Here is a 13,510-nt window from a genome sequence, read left to right as displayed (position 1 = left end):
GCGACACGTCGACGGGTGCGACGGTGAACGGGTGAGTGAACACGTCCTCGAACCGGCGGCCGGCAAGCTGGCCGATGCCTCGTCGGCACCGCCGTTGCTCCACCAGCGGGGACCGGCAGGCGCCCGCAAGGTACTCGAGGATCTGCAGGCGCAGCCGGTGTACCGGCCCGCTGCCGACGACACCTGGGTCACCGTCGCCTGTGATCACGGTGATGTGCGGGTGCGCATCGTCACCCCGGTCGGTGCCCCGCGGCCACTGCCCGTGCTGTTGTACCTGCACGGCGGAGGCTGGGTGCTCGGCAGTGCGCGGACACACGACCGGCTCGTGCGGGAACTTGCGGTGGGCGCGCACGCGGCGGTGGTGTTCGTCGAGTACGACCGGTCACCGGAGGCGCAGTATCCGGTCGCCATCGAGCAGGCCTATGCCACGGCCCGGTGGATCGTGGGCGAGGGATCGCAGCGAGGACTCGATCCGTCGCGGCTGGCGATCGCCGGAGATTCGGTGGGCGGCAACATGGTTGCGGCGGTGACGCTGCTGGCCAAGGAACGCGGCGACGTCACTTTGGTCCACCAGTCGCTGTACTACCCGGTGACCGATGCCGCCCAGGACACGCAGAGTTACCGCGAGTTCGCCGACGGACCGTTCCTGACCGCCGCGGCCATGGCCTGGTTCTGGGACTGCTATCTGCCCGAGGTGGCGCTGCGTGCCGAGATCACCGCATCCCCGCTGCGGGCCTCCCTCGACGAGTTGGCCGGCCTGCCGCCGGCGCTGATCATCGTCGACGAGAACGATGTGCTGCGCGACGAAGGCGAGGCCTACGCCCGCAGGCTCACCGCCGCGGGTGTCCGCACCACCAGCGTCCGGTTCAACGGCATCCTGCACGACTTCATGATGCTCAATCCGGTCCGGGAGACCGCCGCGGCTGACGCGGCCATCGACCTGGCCATCACCACACTGAGAAAGGTATTCGCACAATGAAGATCACCGTCATGGGAGCGGCCGGCCTGATCGGCGCACAGGTCGCGGAACTCTTGCGCGCCGCCGGCCACGACGTGGTGGCTGCCGCCCGCTCCACCGGCGCCGACGTGCTGACCGGCGAGGGCCTCGACAATGCGCTGGCCGGCGCCGACGTCCTGATCGACGTCACGAATTCACCGTCCCTCGAAGATGGTCCCGTCATCGATTTCTTCAGTCGGTCGACGGCCAATCTGGTGGCGGCGGGCCGGGCGGCCGGCGTCGGGCATTACGTGGTGCTCTCGATCGTCGGAACCGACCGGCTGCCCGACAGCGGGTACATGCGCGCGAAGGTACTGCAGGAGAACGCGGTGATCGAGTCCGGATTGCCCTACACGATCCTGCGGGCCACCCAGTTCGACGAATTCGCCGAGATGATCGTCGGCTCGCTCGTCGTCGGCGACGAGGTGCACGCACCGGATGCGCGGATCCAGCCGATCGCGGCGGCCGAGGTCGCCGCTGAGGTCGCGCGGGTCGCCCTCGCCGCCCCGCACGGCGGGATCGTGAATCTCGGCGGGCCCGAGAAGCTGTCGTTCGCCGACCTCGCTCGGGCGCTGCTGGCCGCGTCGAACGATGCACGCAACGTGGTGGTCGATTCGGCCGCAACGTATTTCGGTACACCGATCGACGAGCACAGCCTGGTGACCGGCGACGACGCGGTGATCGCCGAGACGACGTTCGGCCAGTGGCTGGCCGCACGATGAGCGAGCCGGATCTGTCGAGTGCGCTGACGGTCATCCAGAGCGTCACACCACCGTTCATTCCCGCCGACGCCGAGGTGATGACCGCGGTCATCGAATGGCCGCCGGGTAGTCCCGGGGCGCCACCGCACCGTCACCCCGGCGGACCGGCCTTCGGCTATGTGCTCGACGGCGAGATGCTGTTCGAACTCGAGGGCGAGGCGCCGCGGGTGATCACGGCGGGGCAGGCGTTCTGGGAGCCCGGCGGCGATGTCATCCACTACTCCGATGCCAACCACCGCGACGACGTCCGGTTGCGATTCGTCGTCACCATGCTGTGCCGACCCGGTCAGCCGATGCTGGTCCCGGTCTCCGAGGACGAACTCGAACGCCGGCGCGACCGTCGGGTGCCGCGATCGTGACCGAATTGGCCGAGCTGGTGCGCGAGCGGCGCAGTATCCGGATGTTCCTGCGCGACAGACCGGTCGACCGCGAGCTCGTCGACGAGGCGGTGGAGCTGGCGTCGCGGGCTCCGTCGAATTCGAATGTGCAGCCGTGGCGGCTGTTCCTGGCCACCGGGCCGCGCCGCGACCGGCTCGCCGAGGCGCTGCTGGAGGCGGCGGCGATCGAACTGCCGGTCACCACCGGGCTTCCGGAGAGCTATCTGCCGCTGCGGCGCGAACTGGGTGCCCTGGTGTACGGCTCGATGGGCATCGCCCGCGACGACGCCGATGCCCGGCGCATCGCGCAGATGCGCAACTTCGAGTTCTTTCGGGCACCCATGGCCGGCGTGGTGTGTATGCACCGCGACCTCGGCCTGCCCGACGCCGTGGGGGTGGGTATGTATCTGCAGACCCTGCTGCTCGCGCTCACCGAGCGCGGTCTGGGCACCTGCGTCCAGGTGTCGATCGCCGCGTATCCGGAGATCGTGCGCGAGGTGCTGGGCATTCCGGAGGAGCTGACGGTGTTGTGCGGGCTGGCCATCGGCCACCCCGACGACAGCTTCCCGGCGAATCACCTGCACACCCCGCGTCGGCCCGTCGGCGAGACGGTGGTGCACGTCGCGCAGTGATCGGTCTCGGCGACCTGGCCGGCGGCTGACAACTCGTCACCGAGCGTGCACGAACACGTCACGCGATGCTTGCCGCGACGCCGGACACCTGCGCGACCGTGCTGGCTATGAGCACTGCATCTGTACTCATCGCCGCAGACCGACCGACCGGAGACGCTGCACCGGGCACCCCCACCTACTCACTGCTGCTGTCGTCGGACCCCCAGCTCATCGACGCTGCGCAGCGGCTGCGCCATGACGTGTTCACCGCCGAACCCGGGTTCACGCTGACCGGCGCGCACGACGGTCTGGACGCCGACCGGTTCGACGAGTTCTGCGACCACCTCCTGGTCCGGGAAGAAGGGTCCGGCGAGCTGGTCGGTTGCTACCGCATGCTGCCGCCACCCGGAGCGATCGCCGCGGGCGGGCTGTACACCGCCACCGAGTTCGACGTCCGGGCCCTGGACCCGCTGCGGCCCTCTCTGGTCGAGATGGGCCGCGCGGTGGTACGACAGGACCACCGCAACGGCGGGGTGGTACTGCTCATGTGGGCGGGCATCCTGGCCTACCTCGACCGCTGCGGCTACGACTACGTCACCGGATGTGTCTCGGTGCCGGTGCGCACCGCCGGGGAACCCGCGGGCGGCCAGATCCGCGCGGTGCGGGACTTCACCCGGCGGCGGCACGCCGCCCCGGAGGCCCACACGGTGTATCCGTACCGGCCGGTGACCGTCGACGGGCGGGGTCTCGACGACATCGACCCGCCGGCGCGGGTGTCCGTGCCGCCGCTCATGCGCGGATACCTGCGCCTGGGCGCGCAGATCTGCGGGGAACCGGCCCACGATCCCGATTTCGGTGTCGGGGATTTCCCGGCATTGCTCGACAAGCGTCGCGCCGACGTCCGATATCTGCGCCGGCTGCGCTCGGTGTCGGCGGCCGGCGATATGGCGAACGGACTGGGATCGTGACGCTGGCCACCGAACACGCCTGGTTGCAGCGCGCGACCTGCGACGCGAGCTGTGTGCAGGCCGGCGCGGACCAGCCCGGGCGGCGGTGGTGGGTGGCGCTGCGCACCACGGCGCGGGTGCTCGCCGCGCTGGCGTTGATCTCGTGGGTGTGGGTGCTGGCGTTGCCGCTGCCCTGGCGCGCGCATCTGCAGCGGGGCTACTGCCGGCTGATGCTGCGCAGCTTCGGGGTGCGGATGGCGGTCTCCGGGGGGCCGATCCGCAATCTGCGGGGTGTGCTGGTGGTCAGCGGACACGTGTCGTGGTTGGACATCTTCGCGATCGGCGCCGTGCTACCGGGCTCTTTCGTGGCCCGCGCCGACCTGGTGGACTGGCCGGCGCTCGGACCGATCGTGCGGATCATGAAGGTCATCCCCATCGACCGGGCCCGGCTGCGCAGGCTGCCCGCGGTCGTCGCTGCGGTCGGCGACCGGCTGCGCGCCGGGCACACCGTGGTCGCATTCCCCGAGGGCACCACGTGGTGCGGGCTGGGCTACGGACGTTTCCGCCCGGCGATGTTCCAGGCGGCGGTGGACGCGGGCAGGCCTGTGCAGCCGCTGCGCCTGGCCTACCGGCACCGCGACGGTCGCCCGTCCACCGTGCCGGCGTTCGTCGGCGACGACAGCCTGTTGGCCTCGATCAAGCGGGTCATCACCGCCCGCCGCACCGTATGCCACCTGCACGTCGATTCCCTGCAGCTGCCCGGTGGGGATCGGCGCGAGCTGGCCCGGCGGTGCGAGGCCGCTGTCCGCGGTGCGCCGCCGTCGCTGGCGCCTGCCCACGTTCTGGCTGCCTGAGCAGCGCGTCCGGCCGATCGGCCGGCGGCGGCTATTCTGGACGGGCTATGACCTCGCCGAAGTCGGTCTACCTCGATCACGCCGCCAGCACCCCGATGCACCCCGCTGCCATCGAGGCGATGGTGGCGGCGTTGGCCACCGTCGGAAACGCCTCGTCCCTGCACTCGGCCGGCCGCCTGGCGCGCCGGCGCACCGAGGAGTCCCGCGAGACGCTGGCGCGGCTGCTCGGGGCGCGGCCGTCGGAGGTGATCTTCTGCGCCGGTGGCACCGAGAGTGACAACCTCGCGGTGAAAGGCATCTTCTGGGCGCGCCGGGACGCTGCGCCGCAACGGCGCCGCATCATCAGCACGGCGATCGAACATCATGCCGTGCTCGACGCGATCGAGTGGCTCGTCGACCACGAGGGCGCCGAGGTGACGTGGCTCGCCGTGGACAGCGAGGGCGTCGTGTCCGTCGCGGCGCTGCGGGAGGCGCTACAGGCGGCCGACGACGTCGCGCTGGTGTCGATCATGTGGGCCAACAACGAGGTGGGCACCGTGCAGCCGGTCGCCGAGCTCGCCGCGGTCGCGGCGGAATTCGATGTGCCGATGCACAGCGACGCGGTCCAGGCCGTCGGTGCGCTGCCGGTCGACTTCGGGGCCAGCGGGCTGTCGGCAATGAGTCTGGCGGCGCACAAGTTCGGTGGTCCGACCGGTGTGGGTGCGCTGCTGCTGCGCCGCGACACCGCGTGTGTGCCGCTGCTGCACGGCGGCGGTCAGGAACGCGATGTGCGCTCCGGTACCCCGGATGTGGCCGCAGCGGTGGCGATGGCGGCCGCCGCCCGGGTGGCGATCGAGGGCCTCGATGGTTTTCGTGCGCGGGTGACGGCGTTGCGCGACCGGCTGATCGACGGCGTGCTCGCGTCGATCGACGACGTGGACGTCAACGGGTCGCGCTCCGACCGGCTGCCGGGCAACGCGCACTTCACGTTCCGGGGATGCGAAGGTGACTCGCTGCTGATGTTGTTGGACGCCAAGGGAATCGAGTGTTCGACGGGTTCGGCTTGCACGGCCGGGGTGGCGCAGCCGTCGCATGTGCTGACCGCGATGGGCGCCGACGCGGCGAGCGCTCGGGGATCGCTGCGCCTGTCATTGGGGCACACCAGCACCGACGCCGACGTCGACGCCCTGCTCGAGGTGTTGCCGGTCGCCGTGGAACGCGCGCGTCAGGCCGCGCTGGCGGCCTCGGGGGTGCCGGACTAGTGCGCGTTCTGGTTGCGATGAGCGGCGGCGTCGACTCCTCGGTCGCCGCGGCGCGAATGGTCGACGCCGGTCACGATGTGGTCGGGGTGCATCTGGCGCTGTCGAGCGCGCCCGGCACACTGCGCACGGGCTCGCGGGGTTGTTGCTCCAAGGAGGATGCGGGGGATGCCCGCCGTGTCGCCGACGTGCTCGACATCCCGTTCTATGTATGGGATTTCGCCGACCGCTTCAAAGACGACGTGATCGACGACTTCGTATCGTCCTATGCGCGCGGCGAGACACCGAACCCGTGCGTGCGGTGCAACGAGAAGATCAAGTTCTCCGCCCTGGCGGCCCGTGCGCTGGCTCTCGGGTTCGACGCGCTGGCCACCGGCCACTACGCCCGGCTGGCCGACGGGCGGTTGCGCCGGGCCGTCGACGCGGACAAGGACCAGTCCTATGTGCTCGCCGTGCTGACCGCAGATCAACTGCGGCACGCGGTCTTTCCCGTCGGGGACTCGCCCAAGGCGCAGATCCGGGCGGAGGCGGCCCGTCGCGGTCTGGCGGTCGCCGACAAGCCGGACAGCCACGACATCTGCTTCATCCCGTCGGGGGACACCCAGGCGTTTCTCGGCGCCCGCATCGGGGTGCGCCGTGGAGCGGTGGTCGACGCCACCGGGACGGTGCTCGCCGAACACGACGGCGTGCACGGCTTCACGATCGGTCAGCGTAAGGGCCTCGGCATCGCGGGCCCCGGGCCGGACGGCCGCCCGCGGTACGTGACCGGCATCGATGCCGACACCGGCACGGTACGGGTCGGTGCCGCAGAGGATCTCGACGTGTGGCGGCTGTCCGGGCAGCGGCCGGTGTTCACCTCTGGCACGCCCTTCGGTGCCCCGGTGGAGTGCCAGGTGCAGGTGCGGGCGCACGGCGGGCTGGCCGAGGGCGTCGCCTCCTGGGACGGCTCCGGCCTGACGGTCCAGCTGCGGAATCCGCTGCGGGGTGTCGCCGCCGGCCAGACGATGGTGCTCTACCGGCCGGATCCCGCCGGTGACGAGGTGTTGGCCAGCGCGACGATCGGCGCAGCCGAGGGGCGCTGAGTGCCGGACTGCGCGCCGATCAGACCAGCGGTGGTGTCCGGGGTGGCGATGTCCGCCGACGGCCGGTGGCTTCGAACGCCGCGGCCAGGCTCAGCAGCAGCGTGTCGTGGTAGGCCCGGCCGGCGAACGTGAGGCCGACGGGCATGCCGATGTCGGCCATGGTGCCCATCGGGACGGTGACGGTGGGGATGCCCAGGTGACGCGGGACGAGGTTCCCGTTGGCCACCCAGACGCCGTTGCGCCAGCCGAGGTCGGCCGACGCCGGATTGACGTCCATATCGGCGCGGCCGACGTCGGCGACCGCCGGGAAGATGACCGCGTCCAGGTGCCCGGCATCCATCCAGCCCTCGAGATCGACGCGGCGGGTCTCCTCGAGGCCGCGCAGACCGTCCGCCAGATGCGGGATGTCCAGAAACGAGGCGATCGGATGCGCCCGTAGGAACGCGGGGTAGCCGCAGATGTCGTCGCCGAAGCCGTCCGCACGGTCGGGCAGCGCGCCCGGCGGATGTACCCAGATGAGCTCACCGTCGACCTCGGTGAGTCGATTCAGCCCCGGATCGCCGTTGGCGTCCAGGAAGTCGTCCCACGACCAGGCCGAGAGATCGAGGATCTCGCGGGCGAGGAACTCGGGACTGACCAGACCCCGGGTCCTGATGGTCGGCGCACCGGGCCGGTCACCCTCGTAGTTGGTGACGGCGGGGAAGTCGACGGGTATGACATCGGCGCCTGCGCGGCGCAGCGCGGCTTCGGCCTCCCGGTACAGATCCAGGATCGACGCGCGGGTCAGGATCTGTTGGCCCGTCGCGCCACCGATACCCCGGCCGGCTCCGGTGCCCGCGTCGGGGTCGGCGTTGAGGTACATCCGCGGCACACCGAAGCGCCGACCCGCCAACGTCTGTCGCGCGTGGTTCGTATCGACGGGTTGCAACGCGCGGTAGCTGGGTGGGCGGACGGCCGACGCGCGGGGGATCGGAACCCAGGGCTGCGCGCGCCAGAAGTCGCCGCGCGTCTCGGGGTCGTCGGCGACGATCACGTCGAGGATCTCGAACATGTCGGCCATCGTGCGGGTATGGGGAACGACGACGTCCATGGTGGGCACCAGCGGCCAGTTCCCGCGCACCGAGATGACGCCACGCGACGGGGTGTACGCGCACAGCGCGTTGTAGGAGGCCGGCGCCCGCCCGCTGGACCACGTCTCCTCGCCCAACCCGAAGGCCGCGAAGGATGCAGCGGTGGCGGTGCCGGATCCGTTGGACGACCCCGAACCGAACGCCGACGTCAAATAGTCTGCGTTATAGGGACTTTCAGCACGCCCGTACAGACCTCGCTGCATCCCGCCGTTGGCCATGGGGGGCATGTTGGTCAACCCGAGCAAGATCGCGCCCCCGGCGCGGAGCCGCTGCACCGCGTAGGCGTCGCGATGGGCGACGAGGCCGGCGAAGGCGTGGGAGCCGGCCGCGACGGTCAGTCCTTCGGCCAGAAAGCTGTCCTTGGCGGTGTAGGGGATGCCGTCGAGGGGCCCGAGAGTGTGCCCGGCCCCGCGGCGGGCGTCCGACGCGCGTGCCTCCTCCCGTGCCCGCGGGTTGAACTCGACCATCGCGTTGAGCAGAGGACCGCTGCGGTCGTAGGCCTCGACGCGCTCCAGATACCGCTCAAGCAGTTCTTCGCTGGTCAGCGCACCGGATTCGAGTGCGGCCCGTAATTCGGCGATACCGGTCTCTACCACATCGAAATGCGCCATTGACCCATTGTCTTATCCGCACGGTCTAATCCGCACGGTCTAATCCGCACGGTCTTATCCGTACGGTGGCTTGGTCACCCCGCCACACGAGTTGTCCCAGGCGAACAGGCAGTTGATGCCGAGGTCGGACAGATTGCCCGGTTGTGGCGAGCCGGCCGAGATGTTCGGAACGGCGACGGCCGACTTACGGGTCTCGCCCTGGATCGCCGCTTTCTCCGCATTGCCCGAGGGGCGTACACCGTCCTCGACGGCTGGGCCGCTCGAGGGCTTCGACGGGTCGGCAGAGACCTCGTCGGCCGACGCGGTACCCGCGCCGACACTCAGCAGTGCTGTGGCGACGGCGAGTGCTCCGGCGGCCGTGGCGGCCCATCGCGGCGCACCGCGCAGACCCTCTGCCCTGACGGCCATGTGGCCCCCTCCCGTTGTCGTGGCGATGTCGAAACGCTAACAGCGGGGGACGGCCGGTAGCTGCCAGGAAACCGTCGGTATCCTGTGATGTCGTTGTGCGCCAGGCGCTTCCGTCGCAGGCCCTCGATCGCGCCGCTAGTCAGGCACCTTCGCGAGGATGTTCGTCATGACGATGCCGGGCACCGATTCGGAGAAGGAGCAGAACGTCACTTCGACCAGCACCACCGATTTGACCCGGTAGTCCCGGCCGCATCCGCCCGGGCGCGTCTGCACGGAATCGGGTGTGACGGCCAGTGCGCCGACGTAGCCCGGTCCGTCCGCGGTCGCCGCACACGCCCCGATGCGGGCGACCAGTGCACCGAAGGCCCGCCGGGCGGTGGCGGTGTCGCGGTACCCGGCGGCCCCCTGCGAGATCAACCCGCCCTCGGGTGGGTACTGGTACGTCGTCTTGTGGAACTCCTCGACCTCGTCGCCGAACGTCTGCGACTCGGCGAACACCCACGCACACGGCGTCGCCACGGTCTGCATCAACTGTTCGATGTCGACCGGGATCTTGCCGTCCATGGTGGGGATGATGGTCAGATCGTCGCCCGCCCCGGTGATCGCGCGCATCTGGGCCTGTTCGAGCAGTACCGCGTCGACGTCGACGGGGGAGCGTGAGTCGTCGTCCAGCCCCGGGACCGCCTTCACCGCCGTACCGCCGACCGTGGACACACACCCGGTGACGACCGCGGCCAGAGTCGACAGCAGCAGCGCCCGTGCGGTCATGGCCGGTCCCCTTCCCGAGGACGAGGATATCCGCGTCGAATAGGGTCAAACGGTGAGCGCCTACGCCGCCGCGACCGGTATCGGGTCCTGGCCGAACTCCCAGCCTCGACAGGCCGCCGAGGTGGTGGTCGGCGAACTGCACACGCTGCCGCATCTGGTGGAGATCCCTTCGCGCGGGGTCGGCGCCGACATCATCGGCCGTGCCGGGGCGCTGCTGATGGACATCGGGATCGACACGGTGCCGCGCGGTTACCGCATCGCATCGGGTCGCACCGGTGTCGCCCGCCGCGCCGTCAGCCTGCTCGACGAGGACGTCGACGCTCTCGAGGAGGCCTGGGAGAAGGCCGGTCTGCGCGGCTCAGGGCGCACCGTCAAGGTGCAGGCGCCGGGTCCGATCACACTGGCCGCGGAGCTCGAGCTCCCCGGAGGTCACCGGGCGCTGACCGACTCCGGCGCCGTCCGCGACCTGGCGGCGTCACTGGCCGAGGGTATGGCGGTGCACCGCGCCGAGATCTCCCGCAGGCTCGAGACGCCGGTCGTCGTGCAGTTCGACGAGCCGGTGTTGCCCGCGGCGCTCGCCGGTCGGCTCACCGGCGTCACGAGCCTCAGCCCGGTCCACCCGGTCGACGAGGCAGTGGCTACGCAGCTGCTCGACGAGTGCGTGGCGACCGTCGGCGGTGAGGTCCTGCTGCACAGCTGTGCGGTGGGTCTGCCGTGGAAGCTGCTGCAGCGCAGCGCTGTTCACGCCGTGTCGGTCGACGCCGCGATGCTGACCGCCGAAGACCTCGACGGCATCGGCGAATTCGTCGAGTCGGGGCGCACGGTGGTGCTGGGCACCGTCCCGGGCGCCGCGCCGACGGTGCGCCCGTCGGTCGAGCAGATCGCCCAGTCCGCGGTGACGCTCACCGACCGGCTGGGCTTCCCACGTTCGCTGCTGCGCGAGCGGATCGGCGTCACCCCCGCGTGCGGGCTGGCCGGCGCGACCGCGGACTGGGCGCGGACCGCCGTCGAACTCGCGCAGCGCACCGCAGACGCATTCGCAGACGACCCGGACGCCATCTGACGCGCCGCCACTGCGGGGACATCGCTATCCGGCGAGGTGCCTGGGTCAGCGCCTGAGGTCCTTGCGCAGGATTTTTCCCGACGCCGACTTCGGGATGGCGTCGATGAACTCGACCCTGCGCACCTTCTTGTACGGCGCGACCTGGCCGGCGACGAACTCCATGACCTCGGCCTCGGTCAGCGTGGATTCGGGCTGGCGCACCACGAACGCCTTGGGCACCTCTTCGCCCGACTCGGTGTCCACCACTCCGATCACGGCCACGTCGGCGATCGAATCATGGCTCAGCAGTACCGCTTCCAGCTCCGCCGGCGGCACCTGGTAGCCCTTGTACTTGATCAGCTCCTTGAGCCGGTCGACGATGTACACGCAGCCGTGCTCGTCCACCTGGGCGAGATCACCGGTGTGCAGGAAACCGTCCTCGTCGATGGTCTCCCGGGTGGCCTTCTCGTTGTTGAGGTAGCCGGTCATCACGTTGGGCCCGCGGAACCACAGCTCGCCGGTTGCGCTCAACCCGCTCGACGGCAGGTCGATCTCCGCTCCCGTCTCCGGATCGGTCAGCCTGCTCTCGGAGTTGGGGACCGTCCACCCGCTCGACGACAGCGGCGCCACCGTTCCGACGAGTTCGGTGCCGCCGTCGAACGGGGTGACGTGGCTGACCGGGCTCAACTCGCTCATCCCGTATCCCTGGACCACCGCGCATCCGAGCCGCTCGGCCACGGCGTGGCCGAGGTCCGCGTCGAGTGGTGCTGCGCCGGACATGATGCCCCGCAGCGGCGAGAGGTCGTAATCGTCGACCAGCGGGTGCTTGGCCAGCGCCACGGCGACGGGTGGGGCGATGAACGCGAACGTGCACCTGTAGTTCGCGATGTTGGCCAGGAACTCGGTGAGATCGAAACTCGGCATGATCACCAGCGCCGCCCGCGCATGCAACGCGGCGTCGAGCAGCACCGTCATGCCGTAGATGTGGAAGAACGGGAGCACCGCAAGGATCCGGTCGTCGGCGGTCATGCCCTGCACCGGGCGGATCTGCGCGCAGTTCGCGGCGAGGTTGCGATGGGTGAGCATCACCCCCTTCGGGTTCCCGGTGGTGCCGGAGCTGTACGGCAGCACCGCGATGTGCGTGGCCGGGTCGAAGGTCACCTGCGGCGCCGGGAAGCCCGGTCCGAGCAGTTCGGCGGCGTTGGGATGGCCGTCGACCCCGGTGCCGGGGCCGTCGAGCACCACCAGCCGGTCGTCGGCCAGGCCCACTGCGGCCGCGGCCTCGGCGGCCTGGGGGAGCAGCGCTGTGACGGTCACCAGCAGCGTGGCCCGCGAGTCGGTCAGCTGCTTGGCGATGTCCTTCGCGGTGAACAGCGCGTTGATCGTCGTGGCGGTCGCGCCCGCCCGCAGGATTCCGTGGAAGGCGACGGCGAACGCGGAACTGTTCGGCGCGAGCAGGCCGACGACGTCCCCGACAGCGATTCCCCGCTCGGCCAGGGCGCCGGCGAACGCGTCGATGCGGGTGAGCAGGTCACGGTAGGTCATCTCGTCGCCGGAGTTGGCGTCGATCAACGCGATACGCTGCGCATCCGCTTCGGTCAGGTCGGCGAACAGGTAGTCGTAGACGCTGGTGGTCGGAATCTGGACGCCGGGGTATGGGCTCGCGAAACTCATGGTGCCTCCGATCGAACCATGCGGCGGGACGGCGGTGGGGCGGACTCGGCTCATCGCCGTCCGGATCGGCTCCCGCCCGTCAAGATCAGGCGGGTGCGCTCCCGGAGCAGCTGATGCGCGCGGTCATGGTGGTTGCGAGGATGCCACGCCATGCTGATCGTGAGCTGCGGTAGCGGCACCGGAATCGCGAAGGTCGTCAATCCGAGGGTGTCGAACATCGGGCGCCCCGATCGGGCCGGGGCGACGCAGACGAGGTCGGTGGCGCGGGTCAGGTGCAGTGCGGTGGCGAAGTTGGGAACGACGGCCGCGACGCGCCGGTGCAGGCCCCGCGCGGAGAGTTCGTCGTCGATCGGCCCCAGTGCCCGACCGCGCCGCGACACGACGATGTGATCGGCGGCGGCGAACCGGCGCGCAGACACGCTACGGGCGCCTGCCAGCGGGTGTTGCGGACGCACGACGCCGACCACCGTGTCGCTGATCAGCGTGTCGACATGGATCTCGGGGTCCCCGGGACGGATCAGCCCGATCTCGAGGTCGACGACTCCCTCGCGCAGGACCGGCGTGTCCTCGAGGACCTCCGGCCGCACCCGCAGCGACATCCCGGGCGCCTGCCTCCGCAGGTCCTCCATGAGGGATGGCAGGAACGTCGTGGACAGCATGTCGGCGATCTGCAGGTCGAATACGCGCGACGTCGTCCGGGGATCGGCGGCGCCCGACGGGGTGAACAAGGCCCGCGCCTGCGTCGCGATGGCGTGCACCTCGCTGCGCAGTTCGAGCGCGCGTGGGGTGGGGACGAGCTCGCGCCCGGCCCGGACCAGCAGCGGATCGTCGAAGGCCCGCCGCAGGCGAGCCAGCGTGCGGCTCATCGCCGGCGCCGAGGTGTGCAGGCGGGCCGCGGCCTTGGTGACGCTGTTCTCGGCCAGCAGCGCGTCCAGGGCCTCGATGAGGTTCAGGTCGTAGTCCACCCATCGATTATCACTGGTGGTAATGACTATGTACCGACATTGCAC

General features: G+C 70.4%; 14 protein-coding genes. 9 read left to right on the top strand and 5 right to left on the bottom strand.

Annotated features, from left to right (window positions below):
• Window positions 1-31 precede the first annotated feature (31 nt).
• The 8 genes from ACN27E_RS09530 to mnmA all read left to right on the top strand — a co-directional run bounded on the left by ACN27E_RS09530 (window position 32) and on the right by mnmA (window position 6,867).
• Window positions 32-979, top strand: coding sequence for an alpha/beta hydrolase (locus tag ACN27E_RS09530; protein WP_422748531.1), 948 nt, complete (start codon window positions 32-34; stop codon window positions 977-979).
• Complete coding sequence (locus ACN27E_RS09525; RefSeq protein WP_422748529.1) at window positions 976-1,719, top strand: SDR family oxidoreductase; 744 nt, start codon at window positions 976-978, stop codon at window positions 1,717-1,719. The genes ACN27E_RS09530 and ACN27E_RS09525 overlap by 4 nt, the downstream gene beginning before the upstream one ends.
• Window positions 1,716-2,117 (top strand): cupin domain-containing protein, encoded by a 402-nt coding sequence (locus ACN27E_RS09520; RefSeq protein ID WP_422748526.1) that lies wholly within the window; start codon window positions 1,716-1,718, stop codon window positions 2,115-2,117. The genes ACN27E_RS09525 and ACN27E_RS09520 overlap by 4 nt, the downstream gene beginning before the upstream one ends.
• Window positions 2,114-2,767: a nitroreductase gene (locus ACN27E_RS09515; RefSeq protein ID WP_422748524.1), complete on the top strand. Its 654-nt coding sequence runs from the start codon at window positions 2,114-2,116 to the stop codon at window positions 2,765-2,767. The genes ACN27E_RS09520 and ACN27E_RS09515 overlap by 4 nt, the downstream gene beginning before the upstream one ends.
• Window positions 2,768-2,874: 107 nt before the next feature.
• Window positions 2,875-3,714, top strand: coding sequence for a GNAT family N-acetyltransferase (locus ACN27E_RS09510; RefSeq protein ID WP_422748522.1), 840 nt, complete (start codon window positions 2,875-2,877; stop codon window positions 3,712-3,714).
• On the top strand, window positions 3,711-4,547 hold the full coding sequence (locus tag ACN27E_RS09505) for a lysophospholipid acyltransferase family protein (protein ID WP_422748520.1): 837 nt from the start codon (window positions 3,711-3,713) through the stop codon (window positions 4,545-4,547). The genes ACN27E_RS09510 and ACN27E_RS09505 overlap by 4 nt, the downstream gene beginning before the upstream one ends.
• Before the next feature lie 47 nt (window positions 4,548-4,594).
• Window positions 4,595-5,788, top strand: coding sequence for a cysteine desulfurase family protein (locus tag ACN27E_RS09500; RefSeq protein ID WP_422748518.1), 1,194 nt, complete (start codon window positions 4,595-4,597; stop codon window positions 5,786-5,788).
• Entirely contained in the window at window positions 5,788-6,867 is a 1,080-nt protein-coding gene (gene mnmA, locus ACN27E_RS09495) for a tRNA 2-thiouridine(34) synthase MnmA (protein ID WP_422748516.1), read from the top strand. Before ACN27E_RS09500 ends, mnmA begins: the two co-directional genes overlap by 1 nt.
• 19 nt (window positions 6,868-6,886) lie before the next feature.
• Here the strand turns inward: mnmA and ACN27E_RS09490 are convergent, their stop codons facing one another.
• The 3 genes from ACN27E_RS09490 to ACN27E_RS09480 all read right to left on the bottom strand — a co-directional run bounded on the left by ACN27E_RS09490 (window position 6,887) and on the right by ACN27E_RS09480 (window position 9,784).
• Window positions 6,887-8,608, bottom strand: a complete 1,722-nt coding sequence (locus ACN27E_RS09490) for an amidase (RefSeq protein ID WP_422748515.1) — start codon at window positions 8,606-8,608, stop codon at window positions 6,887-6,889.
• 54 nt (window positions 8,609-8,662) lie between these two features.
• On the bottom strand, window positions 8,663-9,016 hold the full coding sequence (locus tag ACN27E_RS09485; RefSeq protein ID WP_422748513.1) for a hypothetical protein: 354 nt from the start codon (window positions 9,014-9,016) through the stop codon (window positions 8,663-8,665).
• Window positions 9,017-9,151: 135 nt separating this feature from the next.
• Entirely contained in the window at window positions 9,152-9,784 is a 633-nt protein-coding gene (locus ACN27E_RS09480) for a sensor domain-containing protein (protein WP_422748511.1), read from the bottom strand.
• 52 nt (window positions 9,785-9,836) lie between these two features.
• On the opposite strand from ACN27E_RS09480, the gene ACN27E_RS09475 reads away from it, so the two are divergent.
• Window positions 9,837-10,847 carry a methionine synthase gene (locus ACN27E_RS09475; RefSeq protein ID WP_422748509.1) on the top strand — a complete coding sequence of 337 codons (1,011 nt, stop codon included), beginning with the start codon at window positions 9,837-9,839 and terminating at the stop codon, window positions 10,845-10,847.
• A 45-nt stretch (window positions 10,848-10,892) separates the two neighbouring features.
• Here the strand turns inward: ACN27E_RS09475 and ACN27E_RS09470 are convergent, their stop codons facing one another.
• Together ACN27E_RS09470 and ACN27E_RS09465 are read right to left on the bottom strand one after the other, a co-directional pair.
• A complete protein-coding gene (locus ACN27E_RS09470; protein WP_422748507.1) occupies window positions 10,893-12,500 on the bottom strand; it encodes a 4-coumarate--CoA ligase family protein in 1,608 nt (535 codons plus the stop codon).
• A 50-nt stretch (window positions 12,501-12,550) separates the two neighbouring features.
• Window positions 12,551-13,465, bottom strand: a complete 915-nt coding sequence (locus ACN27E_RS09465; protein WP_422748505.1) for a LysR family transcriptional regulator — start codon at window positions 13,463-13,465, stop codon at window positions 12,551-12,553.
• Between the last annotated feature and the right edge of the window lie 45 nt (window positions 13,466-13,510).

The organism is Mycobacterium sp. WMMD1722 (assembly GCF_049315205.1).
GTDB lineage: Bacteria > Actinomycetota > Actinomycetes > Mycobacteriales > Mycobacteriaceae > Mycobacterium.
The sequence above is the reverse complement of the archived record's forward strand: the minus strand, read 5'-3'. Positions and strand labels throughout refer to the sequence as shown.

Excerpts from the sequence above, each read along its gene's own strand:
- ACN27E_RS09525 (WP_422748529.1), top strand. The coding sequence starts at position 976 with ATGAAGATCACCGTCATGGGAGCGGCCGGCCTGATCGGCGCACAGGTC.
- ACN27E_RS09520 (WP_422748526.1), top strand. The coding sequence starts at position 1,716 with ATGAGCGAGCCGGATCTGTCGAGTGCGCTGACGGTCATCCAGAGCGTC.
- ACN27E_RS09510 (WP_422748522.1), top strand. The coding sequence starts at position 2,875 with ATGAGCACTGCATCTGTACTCATCGCCGCAGACCGACCGACCGGAGAC.
- ACN27E_RS09500 (WP_422748518.1), top strand. The coding sequence starts at position 4,595 with ATGACCTCGCCGAAGTCGGTCTACCTCGATCACGCCGCCAGCACCCCG.
- ACN27E_RS09490 (WP_422748515.1), bottom strand. The coding sequence starts at position 8,608 with ATGGCGCATTTCGATGTGGTAGAGACCGGTATCGCCGAATTACGGGCC.
- ACN27E_RS09485 (WP_422748513.1), bottom strand. The coding sequence starts at position 9,016 with ATGGCCGTCAGGGCAGAGGGTCTGCGCGGTGCGCCGCGATGGGCCGCC.
- ACN27E_RS09480 (WP_422748511.1), bottom strand. The coding sequence starts at position 9,784 with ATGACCGCACGGGCGCTGCTGCTGTCGACTCTGGCCGCGGTCGTCACC.
- ACN27E_RS09470 (WP_422748507.1), bottom strand. The coding sequence starts at position 12,500 with ATGAGTTTCGCGAGCCCATACCCCGGCGTCCAGATTCCGACCACCAGC.